The 17,952-nt window shown below is 70.4% G+C and carries 18 protein-coding genes; 6 read left to right on the top strand and 12 right to left on the bottom strand.

Annotated elements, in window-relative coordinates; all coding sequences use genetic code 11:
- Window positions 1-31 precede the first annotated feature (31 nt).
- The 4 genes from EDC02_RS12970 to EDC02_RS12955 are packed head-to-tail and all read left to right on the top strand — an operon-like array spanning window position 32 to window position 3,389.
- A complete protein-coding gene (locus tag EDC02_RS12970; protein ID WP_123602166.1) occupies window positions 32-832 on the top strand; it encodes an ABC transporter permease in 801 nt (266 codons plus the stop codon).
- Entirely contained in the window at window positions 829-1,677 is an 849-nt protein-coding gene (locus EDC02_RS12965; RefSeq protein WP_233605893.1) for an ABC transporter permease, read from the top strand. The genes EDC02_RS12970 and EDC02_RS12965 overlap by 4 nt, the downstream gene beginning before the upstream one ends.
- On the top strand, window positions 1,670-2,470 hold the full coding sequence (locus EDC02_RS12960; RefSeq protein WP_123602165.1) for an ABC transporter ATP-binding protein: 801 nt from the start codon (window positions 1,670-1,672) through the stop codon (window positions 2,468-2,470). Before EDC02_RS12965 ends, EDC02_RS12960 begins: the two co-directional genes overlap by 8 nt.
- A 34-nt stretch (window positions 2,471-2,504) precedes the next feature.
- Window positions 2,505-3,389 (top strand): PaaX family transcriptional regulator C-terminal domain-containing protein, encoded by an 885-nt coding sequence (locus EDC02_RS12955; protein WP_123604743.1) that lies wholly within the window; start codon window positions 2,505-2,507, stop codon window positions 3,387-3,389.
- Here the strand turns inward: EDC02_RS12955 and EDC02_RS12950 are convergent.
- Genes EDC02_RS12950 through EDC02_RS12935 form a run of 4 tightly spaced genes read right to left on the bottom strand, consistent with a single transcriptional unit; the run spans window position 3,313 to window position 7,193 of the window.
- On the bottom strand, window positions 3,313-4,833 hold the full coding sequence (locus EDC02_RS12950) for a long-chain fatty acid--CoA ligase (protein ID WP_123602164.1): 1,521 nt from the start codon (window positions 4,831-4,833) through the stop codon (window positions 3,313-3,315). The two genes, EDC02_RS12955 and EDC02_RS12950, sit on opposite strands and share 77 nt — an antisense overlap.
- 52 nt (window positions 4,834-4,885) lie before the next feature.
- The gene (locus EDC02_RS12945) at window positions 4,886-5,338 is read right to left on the bottom strand and encodes a MaoC family dehydratase (protein WP_123602163.1); all 453 of its coding nucleotides are present in this window, start codon (window positions 5,336-5,338) and stop codon (window positions 4,886-4,888) included.
- A gap of 19 nt (window positions 5,339-5,357) precedes the next feature.
- Window positions 5,358-6,239 carry an amidohydrolase family protein gene (locus EDC02_RS12940; RefSeq protein ID WP_123604742.1) on the bottom strand — a complete coding sequence of 294 codons (882 nt, stop codon included), beginning with the start codon at window positions 6,237-6,239 and terminating at the stop codon, window positions 5,358-5,360.
- Window positions 6,240-6,266: 27 nt separating this feature from the next.
- On the bottom strand, window positions 6,267-7,193 hold the full coding sequence (locus EDC02_RS12935) for an SDR family NAD(P)-dependent oxidoreductase (protein ID WP_123602162.1): 927 nt from the start codon (window positions 7,191-7,193) through the stop codon (window positions 6,267-6,269).
- 84 nt (window positions 7,194-7,277) lie between these two features.
- Here EDC02_RS12935 and EDC02_RS12930 point away from each other — a divergent pair, with 84 nt between their 5' ends.
- Window positions 7,278-7,745, top strand: a complete 468-nt coding sequence (locus EDC02_RS12930; protein ID WP_123604741.1) for a MarR family winged helix-turn-helix transcriptional regulator — start codon at window positions 7,278-7,280, stop codon at window positions 7,743-7,745.
- Between the two features lie 21 nt (window positions 7,746-7,766).
- On the opposite strand, the gene EDC02_RS12925 is transcribed toward EDC02_RS12930, so the two are convergent.
- The 8 genes from EDC02_RS12925 to EDC02_RS12890 all read right to left on the bottom strand — a co-directional run bounded on the left by EDC02_RS12925 (window position 7,767) and on the right by EDC02_RS12890 (window position 16,595).
- Window positions 7,767-8,522, bottom strand: a complete 756-nt coding sequence (locus EDC02_RS12925; protein ID WP_123602161.1) for an IclR family transcriptional regulator — start codon at window positions 8,520-8,522, stop codon at window positions 7,767-7,769.
- A 24-nt stretch (window positions 8,523-8,546) separates the two neighbouring features.
- Window positions 8,547-9,575, bottom strand: coding sequence for a PDR/VanB family oxidoreductase (locus EDC02_RS12920; RefSeq protein ID WP_123602160.1), 1,029 nt, complete (start codon window positions 9,573-9,575; stop codon window positions 8,547-8,549).
- Window positions 9,572-9,811, bottom strand: a complete 240-nt coding sequence (locus tag EDC02_RS12915) for a hypothetical protein (RefSeq protein ID WP_123602159.1) — start codon at window positions 9,809-9,811, stop codon at window positions 9,572-9,574. Before EDC02_RS12915 ends, EDC02_RS12920 begins: the two co-directional genes overlap by 4 nt.
- Window positions 9,808-10,848, bottom strand: coding sequence for an aromatic ring-hydroxylating dioxygenase subunit alpha (locus EDC02_RS12910; protein WP_123602158.1), 1,041 nt, complete (start codon window positions 10,846-10,848; stop codon window positions 9,808-9,810). Before EDC02_RS12910 ends, EDC02_RS12915 begins: the two co-directional genes overlap by 4 nt.
- Window positions 10,849-11,018: 170 nt before the next feature.
- Window positions 11,019-13,361 carry a glycoside hydrolase family 3 N-terminal domain-containing protein gene (locus EDC02_RS12905; RefSeq protein WP_123602157.1) on the bottom strand — a complete coding sequence of 781 codons (2,343 nt, stop codon included), beginning with the start codon at window positions 13,359-13,361 and terminating at the stop codon, window positions 11,019-11,021.
- 68 nt (window positions 13,362-13,429) lie between these two features.
- Entirely contained in the window at window positions 13,430-14,287 is an 858-nt protein-coding gene (locus tag EDC02_RS12900; RefSeq protein ID WP_233605892.1) for a carbohydrate ABC transporter permease, read from the bottom strand.
- A 2-nt stretch (window positions 14,288-14,289) separates the two neighbouring features.
- On the bottom strand, window positions 14,290-15,288 hold the full coding sequence (locus EDC02_RS12895) for a carbohydrate ABC transporter permease (protein WP_123602156.1): 999 nt from the start codon (window positions 15,286-15,288) through the stop codon (window positions 14,290-14,292).
- Window positions 15,285-16,595, bottom strand: coding sequence for an ABC transporter substrate-binding protein (locus EDC02_RS12890; protein ID WP_233605891.1), 1,311 nt, complete (start codon window positions 16,593-16,595; stop codon window positions 15,285-15,287). The genes EDC02_RS12895 and EDC02_RS12890 overlap by 4 nt, the downstream gene beginning before the upstream one ends.
- A gap of 135 nt (window positions 16,596-16,730) precedes the next feature.
- On the opposite strand from EDC02_RS12890, the gene EDC02_RS12885 reads away from it, so the two are divergent.
- Complete coding sequence (locus EDC02_RS12885; protein ID WP_199757625.1) at window positions 16,731-17,837, top strand: LacI family DNA-binding transcriptional regulator; 1,107 nt, start codon at window positions 16,731-16,733, stop codon at window positions 17,835-17,837.
- The last annotated feature ends 115 nt before the right edge of the window (window positions 17,838-17,952 follow it).

The raw sequence follows: 17,952 nt of genomic DNA, 5'->3' as shown, positions 1-17,952 counted from the left end.
AGCGGGCGGGACCGCCCACCCCGGGAGCGACATGCACGTGTTGTCCATCCGGCGTCCCCGTTCGCCGCGCAAGGTTCTGCTGGGCGGCGTCGGCCTGCTCGGTTTCCTCCTCGTCTGGCAGCTGGTCCCGACCCTGGGACTGGTCAACTCGCAGTACCTGCCGTACGTCACCGATGTGCTCGTGCGGCTGGTCGAGGAGTTCCGTGACCTCGCCTTCTGGCGTCGGCTCGGGCTCACCATGACGTCATGGGGGATCGGCCTGTCGGTGGCGACGGCTGCGGCGGTCGCGTTGGGCGCGGTCGTCGGCCTGGTGCCCTTCCTGCGCCGTGCCACCCACACGATGGTCGAGTTCCTGCGCCCGATCCCGTCGGTTGCCCTCATCCCGCTCGCCGTGCTGATGTTCGGCATCCAGATGCGGGCCGCCCTCGTCATCATCATCTACGCGTCGTTCTGGCAGGTGTTCGTTCAGATGATCTACGGCGTCGCCGACGTCGACGCGGTCGCCCGGGACACCGCTCGCAGCTTCGACCTGACCCGTCGGGAACGTCTGTGGTATCTCGTCCTGCCGACCGCGCTGCCGTACCTGATGACCGGCGTCCGACTGGCCGCCGCAGTCGCGCTCATCCTCGCCATCACCGCCGAGATGGTGATCGGCAATCCGGGCCTGGGCCAGATGATCGAACTGTCCCGGTCCGCCGGTGACGCCACCGGGCTGTACGCCTTCGTCGTGGTCACCGGGCTGCTCGGCCTCGGAGTCAACCTGGTCTTCCGGTTCATCGAGCGCCGATCGTTGTCGTGGCACCAGTCGGTACGAGGGGAGCAGGTCCAGTGAGCACCCGGACCGTCGCCGTGACCGCCCGGACCGTCCCGGGCACCGGCCGACCGCGCCGACGACGCGGCGTCGGGCGCCGTGTCGTCGGCGGGTTCCTCTACTCGCTCGGTCTGCCGTTCCTGTTGCTGGTGCTCTGGGGTGCGCTGTCCACCTCGTCGACGAACAGGTTCTTCCCCGGGCCGGTCGCGATCGGCGAGTCCTTCATCGACACCTGGGTCGGCGCGGCGTTCGTCGAGGACGTGCTGCCGAGCCTGTACCGGCTCGCCCTGGGGATCCTCGCCTCGATCGTGCTCGGTGTCGCCGCCGGCACCCTCATCGGTCTGTTCGGCTGGCTGCGCGAGCTGCTCGAACCACTACTGGAGTTCTTCCGGGCCATCCCGCCGCCCGTGCTGATCCCCGTCGTGATGCTGCTGCTCGGGATCACCGACACCATGAAGGTGGTGGTGATCGTCTCCGGCGCGCTGTGGCCCGTTCTGCTGAACACGATCGACGGGGTCCGGGCGATCGACAGCGTCATGTCGGAGACCGCGGAGTCGTTCCAGGTCACCTGGTGGGAGCGGCTCTGGTTCCTGGTACTGCCCTCGGCGAGCCCGCGCATCATGGCCGGTGTGCGGCAGAGCCTGTCGGTGGCGCTCATCCTGATGGTCATCTCGGAGATGTTCGCCTCGTCCGCTGGTCTCGGGTACCGGATCGCCTACTTCCAACGGAACTACCTCATCGCCGAGATGTGGAGCGGCATCCTGCTGCTCGGTCTCGTCGGTGTCCTGCTCGCCGTGACGTTCGGTGTCGTGGAGCGGCGGGTGCTGCGCTGGTACCACGGAATCAGGGAGGTCAACCGTGCCTGACCGCGATGTCCTGCTGCAGGTGGAGCACCTGCGCAAGGTCTACGAATCGGCCAACGGCGACGTCGAGGCGATCGGTGACGTCAGTTTCACGATGGACGCCGGTGAGCTGCTCTGCGTCGTGGGGCCGTCGGGTTGTGGCAAGACGACCCTGCTGAAGTGTCTCGCCGGTCTGCTACGGCCGACGAGCGGGCGGGTCGAGATGCACGGGGCCCCGGTGACCGGCCCGAGCCCGGCGATGGCCGTCGTCTTTCAGGAGTACGGCCGCAGCCTCTATCCATGGCTGACGGTCCGCGGCAACGTCGAGTTGCCGTTGCGCCACAAGCGGTTGTCCAGCGCGGCACGGGGGAAGCTGGTGGCCGACGCCCTCGAAGCGGTGGGCCTGGCTCACGCCGCCCGTAGCCACCCGTGGCAACTGTCCGGTGGGATGCAGCAGCGGGTGGCGATCGCGCGCGCCGTCGCGTACCAACCGGAAGTGCTGATCATGGACGAGCCGTTCGCCGCAGTGGACGCCCAGACCCGGGCTGACCTGGAGGATCTCGTACGTGAGCTGCACACCTCGCGCAACATGTCGATCGTCTTCGTCACCCACGACATCGACGAGTCGATCTACCTGGGCGAACGGGTGCTCGTGCTGTCCAGGTCGCCCACCTGGGTGCAGGAGGATCTGACCGTCGACCTGCCACCGGGCCGCGACCAGATCAACACCCGGGCGCTGCCCCGCTTCACCCAGCTGCGCACGCACGTGTACGACCAGATCCAACGGGCCAAACGGGGGCAGGCCGTGGCGTCATGATCGTACCGTCGATCGATCCGTCCGGGGGGTGACCGTGCGTAGCCGTCAGCCGAAGCAGTTGCTGCTCGCCTTCTTCGGCGAGTACGTCGTCGACGACGATCCGGGTCCGATCCGGGCCAGCGCGTTGATCGGGGTGCTCGAAGGGGCCGGCGTCGCCGCCCCGGCGACCCGGGCCACCCTGGACCGGCTCGTCCACAGCGGCATCCTCGCGCGGAGCAGAAGCGGCCGGGAGATCTCTTTCGCACTGACCGGACACGGCTCAGCGGTCCTGCGCGAGGCGACGGACCGGGTCCGCGGCCCGCACCCGTTCGATCCGCAGGGCACCGGATGGACGCTGGTAACCTTCACCATTCCGGAGGGCCAGCGGACGTTCCGTCACCGGCTGCGGTCGACCCTCACCTGGGAGGGCTTCGCGCCACTGCGCGACGGGTTGTGGCTGGCACCCGGCGAGGTCGACCTCGCCGGCTCCCTGGAACCGCTGCGCCAGGATCTGCCGCCGAACACGGTGATCGCCTTCCACGCGCGGGAGTTCACGGATTTTCCGATCGCCGACAGCGTCCGCTCGGCGTGGGACATCGAGGCGATCCGGCGCGAACACCTGGCGTTCATCGAGGTCTGGGACGACCCGGGTGCGGTGACCCAGGCGCCGAGCGCCCTGACGGTGCGGACGATGCTCGTCGCGGACTGGCTCGCGTTGCTGCGGGTCGACCCGAGACTGCCCCGCGAGTTCATGGACGACGACTGGCCGGCGACGAGATCGACGCAGGTGTACCGGCAGGTGCACGAGCGGCTGGCCACCGAGTCCGACGCGGAGTTCGCCGCGCTCGCCACCCGCTCCGGGCCTAGCCGCCGAACCGGGCCCGCAGGTCGGCCTTCCGCACCTTCCCCGACGCGGTCCGGGGCAGCTCGGTCACGATGACGACGTTCTTGGGCAGCTTGTAGCGGGCGACCTTGCCGTCCAGGTGGTCGCGTACCACGTCGAGGTCGACGATGGTGCCTTCCCGGACCGTCATGATCGCCCACGGCACCTCGCCCCACTGCGGGTCGGGCACCCCGATGACCGCGACCCCGGTCACCCCGTCCAGTTCACCGAGCAGGAGTTCGATCTCCGGCGGGTAGATGTTCTCGCCCCCGGAGATGATCATGTCCTTGAGCCGGCCGACGATGTAGAGGTAGCCGTCGGCGTCCAGATAGCCGAGGTCGCCGCTGCGGAACCAGCCGTCCGCGGTGAACGACCGGGCCGTCTCCCCGGGCAGCCGGTGATAGCCGGCGAAGACGTTCGGGCCGGTGATCTCGATTTCGCCGACGGTGCCTGCCGCAGCTGGCTCGCCGCGTTCGTCGGTGACCCGGACGTCGGTGAAGAAGTGGGGCAGGCCGACGCTGCCCTGCTTCGCCCGGGTCATCGCCGCTGACAGCGCGGTGGCACCCGGTGACGTCTCGGTCATCCCGTACCCCTGCGAGAAGGACAGGCCGCGTTCCTCGTAGGCGTTGAGAATGCGGGTCGGGACGGCCGACCCGCCACAGGTGAGCTTGGTCAGCGTCGACAGGTCGGTCGACGCCCATTCCGGGTGGTCGGCCATCATCTGGTAGGTGGTCGGCACCCCACTGAGCATGGTCACCCGGTGCCGCTCGATCTGGGCGAGCGCCCGCCCCGGTTCGAACCGTTTCTCCAGTACCAGCGTGGCACCCTTGAGCACGACCGGTAGCGCGCCCATGCCCAGCGACGCGACGTGGAACAGCGGCGAGATCATCAGTGCGACGTCGGTGGAGACGACGTCGTAGTCGACGATGGTATTGATCGCAACCCAGGTCAGGTTGCCGTGGGTCAGCACCGCGCCCTTGGCCCGGCCGGTGGTGCCCGAGGTGTAGATGATCGCTGCGGGGTCGTCCGCGGTGACGTCTGCGGCGTCTCCCGGTGCGGCGTCTCCCAGCAGCGCGTCGAGGCCGGGATGTTGCGCGGTGCCGGCCCCGGTGACGACGACGTGCCGGGTCGGTACGGTGCCGACGACTGGGGCCAGCCGGGGCGCGAACTCGGGATCGTGCAGCAGCACCACGGCGCCGCTGTCGGTGAGGACGTGAGCGATCTCGGGCGGCGCGAGCCGGGTGTTGACGGGTACGAACACGGCTCCCAGTTGGGCGGTGCCGAACATCGTCTGGAGGAACTCGGGACTGTTCTCGCCGAGGTAGGCGACGGAGTCTCCCTTGCCGACACCGAGGTTTCGCAGCACTGCGGCGATCCGGTCCGCCCCGTCGGCGAACTGCCGGTAGGTGATGGCCGACTGCTCGCCGTGTACGAGGGCGATCCGGTCCGGAGCGGTCCGGCGGCGCCTGGACAGCCAGGTGCCGATTCCGTGCTGATGCATCGGCGACCTCCTGGTGGGGGAGCGGACTACTGGTGGGAGCGGACGGCAGCGCTCAGGCGTAGAAGCGGTACAGGCCCCGGGCGACGACCGCAGGTTTGGCCCCGCCCTCGATCTCGATCGTCTGGTCGACGGTGAGCTGGTACCCGCCGGTGACCTCGGTGACCTCGGCGATGACGGCCCGCATCCGTACCCGCGACCCGACCACCACCGGCGCGGGGAAACGCACCTTGTCAAGACCGTAGTTCACCTTCGTCGACACGCCCGTCACATCGAGCAGTTCCGTCCAGAACGGAACGGCGAGGGAGAGGGTCAGGAAGCCGTGGGCGATCGGTGCGCCGAACGGACCCGCCTTCGCCCGCTCGGGTTCGACGTGGATCCACTGGTGGTCGTCGGTGGCGTCGGCGAACAGGTTCACCTGGTCCTGGGTGATCGTTCGGTAGTCGGTGTATCCGAGGTCGGTGCCGGTGAGTCCACCGAGCTGCTGGAAATCGACAGTCGTCGTCACGGGATTCCTCTCGTCCTGGTCACCCGGTCAGGCGCAGCAGCCGGGCGGCGTTGTCCTTCAGGATGCCGGGGAGCACGTCGGGCTTGAGGTCGATGTTCGCCACGTCCCGGAGCCACCGGTCGGGGGTGAGTAGCGGATAGTCGGTGCCGAACAACACCCGGCGCTTCAGGATCGAGTTGGCGTGGCGCACCAGCTCTGCCGGAAAGTACTTCGGGCTCCACCCGGACAGGTCGATCCAGGTGTTGGGTTTGTGTGTCGCCACCGACAGCGCCTCGTCCTGCCAGGGCACCGACGGGTGCGCCATGATGATCTGCAGATCAGGGAACTCGGCGGCCACCGCGTCGAGCAGGATCGGGTTGGACAGCCCGAGCCGCAGGCCGTAGCCGCCGGGCAGGCCGGCGCCGATGCCGGTCTGCCCGGTGTGGAACAACGCCGGTACGCCCGCCTTCTCGATGAGGCTCCACAGCGGCGCGTACTCGTCGTGGCTCGGATCGAAGCCCTGCACTGTCGGGTGGAACTTGAAACCGCGTACCCCCTCGTCCTCGACGAGTCGGGCGGCGAGTTCGAGGGCGGCGTCGCCGGTGCGTGGATCGACCGAGCCGAACGGGATGAGCACGTCCGCGTGCTCGGCGGCGGCCCGGGCGATCTCGATGCTGGACAGCGGTCGGTGGCCCAGTTGGGTGCCGGCGTCGACGGTGAAGACGACTGCGGCCATCTGGCGCTGCCGGTAGTACTGCGCCACGGCCTCGACGGCCGGCCGTGGGCCGTCGGTCCGGAAGTACTTCGACGCGGCCGCGACGAGTGGCTCGGGCAGCGAGGCGTGGCCGTGGTCGTCCACCTCGATGTGCACGTGCACGTCGATCGCGGTGATCGCGGCAAGGTCGATCGCGGGTTGGTACATGCTCGGCACCCTCCGTCCGGCCGCGGGTCAGGAGGCGTCGGTCCGGAACTCCTCGGGGAGCTCCGGGAAGCGTTCGCCGACGCTCTGCAGCGCGTCGGCGAACTGCGTCGGCCACGCGTCGGTCAGCGCGTCGTAGGACCAGCCACCTTCGTGGTACGCGGTCAGCGCGGCCTCCGGGTGGGTCCAGATCTGGATGCGGTCGCCGCCCACCCCGATGACCTGGCCGGTCACGTCGCCAGCGGCGTCGGAGCCGAGGAAGGCGATGAGTCCGGCCACGTCGTCGGCGGTACCGAAGCCGAGATCGTGCCGGAAGAAGTCGGGCATCGGCTCGCCCTGGTCGGCGGCCCGCACGGCGGCGGCGAAGTAGGGGACGGTGGCGGTCATCGCGGTCGCGGCCACCGGCACGACCGCGTTGACGGTGATGCCGGCCCGCTTGAGTTCCAGCGCCCAGGTCCGCACCATGCCGACGATGCCGGCCTTGGCGGCGGCGTAGTTGGTCTGCCCGAAGTTGCCGCGCTGGCCGGTCGGGGAGCCGATGCAGATGATGCGCCCACCCTCGCCGGCCTGCCGCAGGTGCCGGACGGTCTCCCGGACGGTGGTGAAGGTGCCCCGCAGGTGCACGTTGACGACGGTGTCGAAGTCCTCGTCGCTCATCTTCCACAGCACCGTGTCCCGCAGGATTCCCGCGTTGGTGACCAGGATGTCGAGTCGACCGAAGCGCTCGACCGCAGTGCCGACGAGGGCCTCGGCTGTCTCGGTGGGACCGACCGGTGCGACCAGCGCGACGGCGCGTCCGCCGGCCGCCTCGATTGCCGAGACGGCCTGGTTCGCGGCCTCGGCGTCGACGTCGTTGACCACCACGGCGGCACCCTGCCTGGCCAACTGTTGAGCGTAGGCCAGGCCGAGACCCTTGCCGGAACCGGTGACGATGGCGACTTTGCCGTCCAGGGACATCGGGAACTCCTTCGCGTCGCAGCCGATCGAATCATGAACCGTTGAGGAAGTCAATTATTGCCGAGGCTTGCTACCATGGCCGCCATGACCGCGAGCGAGAAGCCCCGGCCGGCGGGAACCGCCCGTCTACGGCACGGTCTTCTCGGCGAGGACCTCAGCTTCCTGCTCGCCCGAGCCAACGCCCTCAGCCTGACGGCGGCGAACTCGGCCCTCGCCGAACATGGTCTGAAGGCCCGATCCTTCTCCGTCCTCGCGCTGGCCGTCTACGACACCCGCCCGACCCAGCGGGAACTGGCCGAGTTCCTCCGCCTCGACCCGAGCCAGGTGGTCGCCCTCATCGACGACCTGGAGAAGCGTCACCTGGTCGAGCGGCGCACCGACCCCGCCGACCGGCGGGCCAACGTCCTCGTCGCCACCGACGCCGGCCGGGTGCTCTTCGCCCGGGCCCAGGAGTCCGCGCGGGCGGCCGAGGCCGACCTGCTGGCCGGCGTCACGCCCGAGGACCGGCAGCGGCTGGCGCGGATCCTGCGGCTGCTGGCGTTCCCCGACTGACCACGGCCGGGTCGGTCGCGGCTACCGGACCCCGGGCCTGGCGACCGCCCGGGAGATCGCCCGCCCCGCCGCCTGCACCAGTGGGGCCAGGGCCACCGGGTCGGCCCGGTCGTAGGCCACCACCAGGGAGATCGCCGCGAGCACCCCCTCCGGCCCGGTGATCGGCGCGGCGACCGACAACGCGTCCATCGTCACCTGCCGGTCGCTCACCGCGTACCCGGACCGGCGTACCCCGGCGAGTTGCCGGCGCAACGCCGCCGGGTCGGTGATGGTCCGCTCGGTGTACCGCTCCAGCGGAGCACCGAGCACCTGCTCCTGCACCGGCACCGGCGCGTGCGCGAGCAGCACCAGCCCGACCCCGGTGGCGTGCAGGGCGAAGCGGCCGCCGACGCGGGTCAGCACCGGCACCGCGTGTCGGCCGGCGATCCGCTCGACGAAGACGAGCTCCAGGTCCTGTCGTACGGCGAGCTGGACGTTCTCCCGGGTCACCTCGTACAGGTCCTCCATCACCGGCAGGGCGAGCTCCCGCAGCCCCAGCCCGCGCGGCGCGAGTGAGCCCACTTCCCACAGCCGCAGCCCGATCCGGTAACGGCCGTCCGCGCCGCGCTCCAGCGCGCCCCAGTCGACCAGCTCCGCGACCCGCCGGTGCGCGGTGGGTACCGGCAGTCCGGCCCGTCTGGCCAGCTCGCTCAGCGTCAACGCCGGGTCGGCCGGGCTGAACGCGGCGAGCAGCGCCAGCACCTTGCTGGTGACCGACCGGCCGGGCTGCGTACCCATCCCACCATCATCGCCGTCGGCCGGTCACAGCTCCAGCACGAGTCGGGGGGTACGCGACCGGGAGACACAGATCAGCATCGTGTCACCGGCGGCCCGTTCCTCCTCGGTGAGCAGACTGTCGCGGTGCTCGGGCACCCCGGCCAGTACCGTGGCCTCGCAGGTGCCGCAGGTGCCCTCGCGGCACGAGGAGAGCACCGCGACGCCGGCCTGTTCCACCGCGGCCAGGATCGACGTCCCGGGCGGCACGGACACCGTCCGACCGGACAGCGCCAACTCCACCTCGACCGCGCCGTCGGTGCCCGGCCCGCCGTGGTCGCCCGCCCGGTCGCCGCCACCCTGCTCGACGACGCCCCGGTCGCCGCCACCCTGGTCGACCGCAGTGCCGTCCGACGGCGTGAACCGCTCCACCCGCAGGCTGCCGGCCGGCCACGCCCGGCACCGCTGCCCCACCGCCCCGATCAGCGCCTCCGGCCCGCAGCAGTAGACCAGCTCGTCACCCGGAACATCGAGCAGTCCGGCCAGGTCGAGCAGGCCCGCCTCGTCCTGCGGGTACAGGCGTACCCGGTCGCCGTAGCGCTGCCGCAACTCGTCGGCGAACGCCATCGTGGCGCGGCTGCGTCCGCCGTACACCAGCCGCCAGTCGGCCCCGGCGGCGTCGGCGGCGGCGACCATCGGCCGGATCGGGGTGATGCCGATACCACCGGCGATGAACAGGTACCGCTCCGCCGTGACCAGCGGGAAGTTGTTCCGCGGCCCGCGGACCAGCACCTGCGTGCCGGGGAGGAGCCGCTCGTGGACGTGCCGGGAGCCGCCCCGTCCGCCGGGTTCGAGCTGCACCGCGAGCCGCAGCGTGCCGCGGTCGTCCGGCTCACCGCAGAGCGAGTACGGGCGGGCCAGACCCGGGCCCAGCAGCAGGTCTACGTGCGCGCCGGGGGACCAGCCGGGCAGCTCACCGCCGGTCGGGTGGCACAGGGTCAGCACGACGACGCCGGCCGCCACCTGCTCCCGGCCGGCGACCACCAGCTGCGTCGTGGTCGGACCGTCAGCGCTCATGCCGGCACCGAGGTGCGACGGGTGGCACCCGCCGGGGTCCGCCGCGCCGCCGCCGGGACCGCCCGCGGCGCGAGGTGGTCACGCGGGTGGTCGAGCAGCCACTGCCACAACTCCACCGGATCGTCGGCGGTCCGTTCGGCACCGCAGTGGCAGGTGCCCCGCAGGGTGTCGGTGCCGGGCAGCCAGTGGATCCGGTACAGCCGGTCGCCGGCGGGCAGGCCGTCGGAGACGGTCACCGGGACGCCCCTACCGTCGGTGCCCCGATCATCCGTTCGATCAGGCGGCGGGCGGCGAGGCCACCGGTGTCGATGTTGATGCTCAGCTCCTGGTACCGCTCCGGTTCGGCGGCGATCACCTGCTCCAGGGTGTTCAGCGCGGTGACGTCCTGCATGACCACCGTGTGGTTGCTCTGGTAGAGGTACTCGCTGACCGACTCGTCGTCGACGGCGAAGTCCCGCGCCACCGCCCAGAAGTCGTAGGTGGTGTGCTCGGTCGACGGGGTGATCGCGTAGACGATCTCGGCGTGGAACGCGGCACTGTCCGGGCCCTCGGCCGGTGGGTACACCCCCTGCGGGGCGATCCGGCTGTGCAGCAGGTAGAGACACGGCGGGTGGTACTCGATGTCCTGCCACCGGGTGATCCGGCCCTGGATGCCGGTCGACCGGGCGTAGAAGGGCGGGCACTCCGCGTCGTCCATGTGCCGACTGACGTGGACGACGCCCTTCTCCTCGTCCACCGTCGTGGTGATCGGCGTGTTCGCCACCTCGGGCGTGCCGATGTAGCCGCCGTGCAGGTAGGTCTCGTGGGACAGATCCATCAGGTTGTCGACCAGCAGGCTGTAGCGCGCGTTCAGCGGCGCCATGCCGCGCACCACCGTGTAGCCGGGGTCGTCCAGCCACGGCGCGCGGGGGACCGTCGCCGGATCAGGTTCGGCGTCGCCGATCCACACCCACACCAGCGTGTCCTGTTCCACCACCGGGTACCCGGCGACCCGCGCGGTGCGCGGGATGCGCTGCTGACCCGGCACGAAGACGCAGCTGCCGGTCTCGTCGTAGGTGAAGCCGTGGTAGCCGCAGACGATCCTGTCGCCGTCGAGGCGGCTCTGCGAGAGCGGGAAGCGTCGGTGCACACACCGGTCGGCGAGCGCCACCGCCGTGCCGGCGGTGGTGCGGTACAGCACCAACGGCTCACCCAGGACGGTGCGGGCGAGCAGCTCCCGTCCGACCTCGTTGCTGTACGCGGCCACGTACCACTGATCACGGGCGAACGGCATGTGACTGACCTCCCTGGCGTGCGACGGCGGGACGGTCGTATGGTCCCGGGTGGCCCATCGCACCCGGGACCCCCGCTTTCACCCAGTGGAAGCCCAGCCCGGCCGACAGACGGCCAGCCCGGCCGACAGACGGCCAGCTCGCCGACAGACGGCCAGCCACCAACAGATGGTCAGCGTACCTCGGAGGTGGTCCATCGGGGCGACGCGTTGGTGACCGGCACGGTCTGCCCGACCAGCGTGGTCCGCCCCTGTGCGAGCCGCCGCGCGCTGGTACCCACCCAGATCTCGACCTCGCCGGGCTCGACCACCCGGGTCAGGGTGCGGTCGGCGAACGCCAGCCGGGCGGTGGGCACGGTCAGCTCGACGGTGACCGTCCGACCCGGTTCGAGATGGACCCTGCGGTAACCGAGCAACTGCGCCACCGGTCGGGTCACCGAGGCCACCACATCGTGGCCGTAGAGCTGCACCACCTCGTCGCCGGCGACCGCCCCGGTATTCGTCACCTGTACCGTCACCACCAGCGCCTCGTCGGTGGGCGCCGTCGCCGGCACAGCCAGCTCCGAGTAGGCGAACGTGGTGTAGGACAGACCATGGCCGAACACCGCCGGTGGGGTCACCGACAGGTTGGTCACCTCGTTGCCCTCACCGAGCGCCGGGTGCAGGTACGAGTACGGCTGTGCCCCCGCCGACCGGGGCAGGCTGACCGGCAGCCGGCCGGACGGGTTGACCCGCCCGGAGAGCACCCCGGCGACCGCCGCCGCGCCCTCCTCGCCGGGGAAGAACGCCTGCACCACCGCGGCGCACCGGTCCAGCGCCCAACCGATCGCGTACGGCCGTCCGGTGAGCAGCACCAGGACCACCGGGGTGCCGGTGGCCAGCACGGCCTCGACCAGGTCGCGCTGCACCCCGGGCAGTTCCAGGTCGTCGGTGTCGCAGCCCTCGCCGACCGTACCGCGGCCGAACAGCCCGGCCCGGTCCCCGACGACCAGTACGGCGACGTCGGCGGTGGCAGCGGCGTCGACGGCCGGCGTGAAGCCGGACCGGTCGGCGTCGTCGACGTCACAGCCGTGCGCCCAGCTGACCAGTTCGGCGCCGAACTCGGCCCGCACCGCCTCGAGAACCGTCGGCACCTCGATCCCGGCCGCCACGCCGGGATGCTGCGGCAGTACGTGGTTGACGAACGAGTAGCACCCGAACAGGGCACTGGCCAGGTCGGCGTTCGGCCCGATCACCGCCAGCCGGCGACCCGCCGCCAGCGGCAGGACGTCCTGGTTGGAGACCAGGACGACGGACCGCTCCGCGAGTCGACGGGCGATCGCCCGGTGCTCGGGCGAGTCGAGGTCGATCTCCCGGGGCGGGTCCTCGCTGAAGGTGGCGTCGAGCAGTCCCAGCTCCTGCTTCTGGCGCAGTACCCGCAGCACGGCCCGGTCGAGCAGCGACTCGTCGACCTGGCCGGAGCGGACCGCCTCCGGCAGCGTCAGATAGGCGTCGCCGGTCGGCAGTTCGAGGTCGACGCCGGCGGTCAGCGCCTGGACCGCCGCCTCGGTGTGGTCACCCGCGACATGGTGCAGCAGCTTGAGGAACGCCACCCCGAAGTAGTCGGCCACCACCACACCGTCGAACCCCCACCGGTCCCGCAGCACACCGGTGAGCATGGCCGGGTCGGCGGCGACCGGCACCCCGTCGATCTCGGCGTACGAGTGCATGACCGAGCGGGCGCCACCGTCGAGCAGCGCCATCTCGAACGGGGGCAGCAGCACGTCGGCGACCTCCCGCGGGCCGGCGTGCACCGGAGCGAAGTTGCGCCCGGCCCGCGAGGCGGAGTAGCCGACGAAATGCTTGAGGGTGGCGTGCACCCCCTGCGACTGCAGACCTCGGATGTACGCGGTGCCGATCGTGCCGACCAGGTACGGATCCTCGGCGATGCACTCCTCGACCCGGCCCCAGCGTGGGTCGCGGATCACGTCGAGCACCGGTGCGAGGCCCTGGTGCACGCCGAGGGTCCGCATCGACGATCCGATCGCCGCCGCCATCTCGGCGACCAGGTCGGGGTCGAAGGCGGCTCCCCACGCCAGCGGTGTCGGGAAGGTCGCCGCCTGCCACGCGGAGAGGCCGGTCAGGCACTCCTCGTGGACGATCGCCGGGATGCCGAGCCGGGTCCCCGTCACCAGCTCGGACTGGAACTTCCACAGCCAGGCCGCACGTGCCGCCGGATCGACGGGGCGGGTGCCGTACGCCCGGGTGACGTGGCCGAGCCCGTGCCGGGAGAAGTCCTCGAGCCGGGCGGCCGCGCCGAACTCACCCTGCATCGGGGCGACCGACTCGCCGTCCTCCTTCTCCCAGAAGCCGACCAGCTGCGCGACCTTCTCCTGGACCGTCATCCGGTCCAGCAGGTCCCGGACGCGGGCCTCGCCGTCGGGCACGTTCCGCCGGTCGGGCCGCTCCGGCCGGTCGTGGTGCGGGCCGGTCTGCACCGGCTCGCCCCCGTCCACCGTCGCGCGGACCTCAGTCATCCTGTGCCTTCCTTTGTCGTGCGCGTGCCACGTCGTCGCGGGCACCGCCGTGTACGTACCGGGGCCGGTCAGCCCTTGACGGCACCCTGCAGACCCCCGACGATCTGTTTCTCGGCGATCGTGAAGAAGAGCAGCGCCGGCAGCATCGCCATCGAGGTGAAGGCGAGAATCCCGGCGGTGTCCGAGGTGTACTGACTGGAGAAGTTCTGCACGCCCAGCGGTAGGGTGTGCTGGTCGGCGTCACCGAGGACGAGCAGCGGCAGGAGGAACGCGTTCCAGCTCGTCACGAACGCGAGGATCCCGACGGTGACGAGAGCGGGACGCGACAGCGGCAGCATGATGCGCCAGAGGAAGCCGAGCCGCCCCGTACCGTCGATCGCCGCGGCGTCCTCCAACTCGCGGGGCACGGCGGTCAGGAACGGACGCAGGATCACGATCGTGAGCGGCAGCGCGAAGGCGATCTGCGGCAGGATCACCGCGAAGTAGGAGTTGATCAGGTTCATGTCGCGCAGCATCAGGTAGAGCGGCAGGATCGCCGCCCCGGCCGGGAAGAGCAGACCGAGGGTGAAGAAGGTGTAGAGGACCTCCCGCCCACGGAAGGTGTACCGCGCCAGCACGAACGCGGCGCAGAGTCCCAGCGTCACGACGCCGAGCGTCGTGCCGAAGGCGACGATCGCACTGTTGACGGTCTGTAGCCAGAAATCGCTCTCGGTCATTACCCGGACGTAGTTGTCGACCACCCATGGATCGGGCAGCGCGGCCGGGTCGGCGATGATCTGCGGGGTGGTACGGAAGCCACCGATGATCACGTAGATCACCGGAACGATCGACACCCCGGCCACCGCGAGAGCCAACGCGTAGGTGAGCGGACTGCCCCACGACGAGTCCCGGCGGCGCTTGGTGCGGGGAGCGGCGACTGCGGTCACGGTCAGTTCCTCCTTCCGGTCACTGCGCCCTCGATGTCCCGGCGGAGGAGGAAGCGCTGGAACAACAGCGCCGCGACGAACGAGATCGCGAACAGGATCACGGCGATCGCGTTGCCGTAGCCCCACAGCCGGGCGAAGAAGCCGTTGTCCACCATGTAGGTCGCCATCGTGGCCGAGGCGCCCAACGACCGTACCGCGGGCACCGAGGTAACCCAGATGACGTCGAAGACCTGCAGCGAGCCGATCATGGACAGGAACATCCAGATCCGGATCGTGGGCCCCAGCAACGGCAGGGTGATGTGGCGTTGGATCTGCCACCAGCCGGCCCCGTCGATCTCGGCCGCCTCCGTCAGCTCGGTCGGTACGTTGGACAGACCGGCGAGCAGCAGGATGATGGCGAAGCCGACGTACTTCCAGGTGAGGACGAACAGCAGCGTCCAGATCACCAGGTCGAGGTCGGCGAGCCAGGGCCGTACCAGGGCACCCAGCCCCACCGATCGCAGCAGCGCGTCGACGGTGCCGCCGTCGGTCAGCAGCAGCTTCCACATGATGCCGGCGGTGACCTCGGCGAGCACGTAGGGCACGAAGACCAGCAGGCGGAACACCGTACGGCCGCGGAAGGGCCGGTTCAGCAGCAGCGCGATGCCGAGGGCGATGGGGCCCTGGATCACCAGCGATCCGATCACGATGAACGCGTTGTTACGCAGCGCGTCGCGGAAGATCGGGTCCTGGAAGGCGAGGACGTAGTTGTTCAGGCCCACGAAGTCGGTGGGCGGACCGACCCCGCGCCACCGGAACAGGCTGTAGTAGAACGCGAAGCCCATCGGGACCAGCACGAAAATCACGTAGACGATGACCGCCGGGGTGGTCAGTCCGATGATCTCGTACCACTTGCGTCGGGTCTCGGCCGCGCGGGACGAACGGCGCCCGGCACGCCGGACCCCCGCCGGGGGCGCGGTGGCGCCGCCGGCGGGGCTCGGGTTGTGGCTGATCGTGGTCACTTGCTTGCGGCCGACTTCATCGCCGTGACGACGTCCTCGGGCGAGCCGTTGCCGGCGAAGATCGCGACGATCGCGTCGTTCATCGCGTTGCCGACGGTGCTACCGAAGGCCGTGTCCAACCAGAGCTGGACGTAGCTGGCGTCGGTCGTGGCCTGCAGGATCGACTGGAGCGCGGGGTCGGTCACGGCCGCCGACGCCTCCGGGGCCACCGGCAGACCGGTGCCGGTCTCGGCGTAACCCGTCTGCACCTCGGGGCTGACGATGTACTTGAGGAACTCGACGCACTCCGCCGGAGCGTTCTTGGCGCAGGCGAAGCCGTCACCGCCGCCGAGGGCCGCGGCCGGGTCACCGGCGGAGCCGGCGATCGCCGGCACGGGGAACCAGCCGATGAACTCGGCGAGCGCCTCCGGGTCGGACGCGACGGTGTCCAACGTGCCGCGGTTCCAGTCGCCCATCAGCTCCATGGCGGCCTGTCCGTTGGCCAGCAGCCCGTTGGCGCTGGTCGGGTCGTTCTGACCCGGGGTGGCGATGAAGTTGTCCTGGAACGGCTCGGTAGCGATGAAGGCCTGCAGGTCCTCGCCGGCCTTCACCCAGCACGGGTCGTCGAAGTTCAGCTCCGTGGTGGCCGACCGGAGGGTCTCCACCGAGCAGGCGCGCAGGGCGAAGTTGTACCACCAGTGCGCGGCCGGCCACTTGTCGCCGGCACCGAGGGCGATCGGGATGACGTCGATCGCCTTGAGCTTGGTGACCGCGTCGTTGAGCTCGTCGAAGGTGGTCGGGGGAGCGTCGATGCCGGCCTGAGCGAACAGGTCCTTGTTGTACCAGATGCCTTCGATGCCCATCCGGTACGGCAGGCCGTACTGCCGGCCGTCGGCCTGCCAGATCTCCACCGAGGAGCCGATGCTCTCGACCTCGGCCTGTACCTGGTCGGTGATGTCCTTGAGGTAGTCGGCCTCGGCCTGCTCGCGCAGCTCGCCGCCGCCCCAGGCCTGGAAGATGTCCGGCGGGTCGTTGCTCAGCAGGGCGGCGGGCAGCCGGGTGCGCTGCAGCTGGTTGGTCTCGATCGCCTCGATCTCGATCGTGACGGTCGGGTGGAGCGCGGAGAAGTCGTTGGCGACCTTCTCCCAGTACTCCTTGCCGGGCCCGTCCTGGGAGGCGTTGTGCCACCAGGTCAGGGTCACCGGGTTCTCGTACAGCTCGCCAGCGGGCTCGGTGTTGTCGTCACCGTTGCTGCATCCGGTGGCTAGCAGGGTGCTGGTCAGAAAGAGCGCTAGGACGGCGCCTGCGCGGCGCGGTATTGCCATCATGATCTCCTCGACTGGTCAGTCGGGTGCTTGGCCTGTCGGGGAGTTTTACAGCCGCGTAACGCGGTGTCAATCGGTATCGATAACGTTTTCGACTCGGCGGTGACGCGCCGCCGCCGGACCCCTATCATCGTCGACGTGGAGTTCTCGCAGCGTGTGAAGATGTCGGACGTGGCCCGGGCGGCCGGCGTCTCCGTGGCGACGGTATCGAAGGTCGTCAACGGTCGTTACGGCGTTGCGCAGGCGACGGTCGAGCGGGTGCAGCAGGTCATCCACCAGCTGGGGTACGAGGCGAGCCTGGGCGCGCAGAGCCTGCGCAGTCACCGCACCAACGTGCTGGGGATCCTGGTGGCCGAGTTCGAACCCTTCTCCACCGAGCTGCTCAAGGGCGCCTCCAAGCAGGTCGCCGGCACCGGCTACCAGCTGCTGGCCTACTCCGGCGGGGACGGGGCCGGCACAGCCGTCGGCTGGGAACGCCGGTCGCTGGCCCGGCTCTCCGGCACGCTCATCGACGGCGCCGTGATCGTCACGCCGACCGTGGTGGAGACCAAACAGGGTTTCCACGTGGTGGCGGTCGACCCGCACACCGGCCCGTCCGGCCTGCCGACCGTCGACTCCGACAACTTCGCCGGCGCCATTCTGGCGACCAACTACCTGCTCTCCCTCGGCCACCGCCGGATCGGGCACATCATCGGCCGGACGGACCTTGAGTCGGCGCGGCTGCGCGAGGCGGGCTTCCGCCAGGCGATGGCCGACGCCGACGTCCCAGTGGACGAGACGCTCGTGCGGGTCGGTGGGTTCCGCATCGAGAGCGCCGCCGGCGCCGCGGCCGAGCTGCTGGCCCTGCCGGACCGGCCGACCGCCATCTTCGCGGGGAACGACCTGTCAGCGATCTCCACGCTGAATGTCGCTCAGGAGATGGGTCTGACGGTGCCCGACGACCTTTCGGTGATCGGCTTCGACAACATCCCGGAGTCGGCGTCGGTCAACCCGCCGCTGACCACGATCATGCAGCCCCTGCAGCGGATGGGGGCCGAGGCGTTGGGTCTGCTCGTCGACCTGATCGCCGGCGTCGAGCGGGACACCCACATCCGACTGCCGACCGAGCTGGTGGTCCGCGCGTCGTGCCGCCCCTACCGTCCGCCGAACGGCGCCGACGTCCCGGCCGCCGCCACGGCGGCGGCATCCACCCAGGTCGGACCCACCGCGTCGGCACCTACCGCCGTGCGGACCACGCTGGCCTGAGGTCCCGGCGGGCCGCCGGCCGCTACCGGTGGCGGGAACAGCATCGAGTGACATGGTCGTTACTTTGTCGTACGCCCTATGGTGTTTCCAGCCGGCAGGCGTAAGGGTGATCCTG

Source organism: Micromonospora sp. Llam0 (genome assembly GCF_003751085.1).
GTDB lineage: Bacteria > Actinomycetota > Actinomycetes > Mycobacteriales > Micromonosporaceae > Micromonospora_E.
This window is presented reverse-complemented; position numbering and strand designations above follow the sequence as displayed.